Consider the following 561-nt stretch of genomic DNA (forward strand, 5'->3'; position numbering starts at 1 on the left):
TCGTTATCTCACCCAAGCGCAACCTGCTGCAATTCCCAATACACATCCTGCATGGCAACCATATCTTTTGTAACAAGCCCTTTGCGCCCGAGGTAGATGTTATACATACATGAGGCTATCCTAGGTCCTAAGCCAATCGTTTCCATATTCTTCCTCCGCTTCTGAAAGGTCATACCCCATTTGTAGCAAGGCTTCTGCGCCCAGCATCTCTTTGCACCATTTTGCCACATGAGGGACTAACGGGATTTGTTTCCAAACCCTCTCTGCTTCCTCCGGATGCCCTGCATCTTCCAGTTCAAAACTTCTCATCCCAATAGCCATTTTTTCTTTTAATGTCATTGTTGCCATACATATTTTTATTAAATTTTTTGCAAAGATACGGCTAATTTTTGGATTGGCAAGCTACACCATACGGGGTAGCAGCAAAAACCGCCCGGAAGCACAATCTTTCGGGCGGCTTTGTTTATTGTTGCACAATCATTGGGGCACATACAGTCACTTCTCCGGGATGGTCATTTCGGCGAGGTTTTTGCTCAGCACGCCCACTTCCAAAAACTGGTC

Annotated in this window: 2 protein-coding genes; both read right to left on the reverse strand. The window is 45.8% G+C overall.

The features are described 5' to 3' along the window. Positions 1-8 precede the first annotated feature (8 nt). Positions 9-146, reverse strand: a complete 138-nt coding sequence (locus ASC50_RS07160; protein WP_158648363.1) for a hypothetical protein — start codon at positions 144-146, stop codon at positions 9-11. Then, positions 121-348, reverse strand: coding sequence for a hypothetical protein (locus ASC50_RS03460; protein WP_055431402.1), 228 nt, complete (start codon positions 346-348; stop codon positions 121-123). The genes ASC50_RS07160 and ASC50_RS03460 overlap by 26 nt, the downstream gene beginning before the upstream one ends. Between the last annotated feature and the right edge of the window lie 213 nt (positions 349-561).

The sequence above is a fragment of the Candidatus Symbiothrix dinenymphae genome (assembly GCF_001431085.1).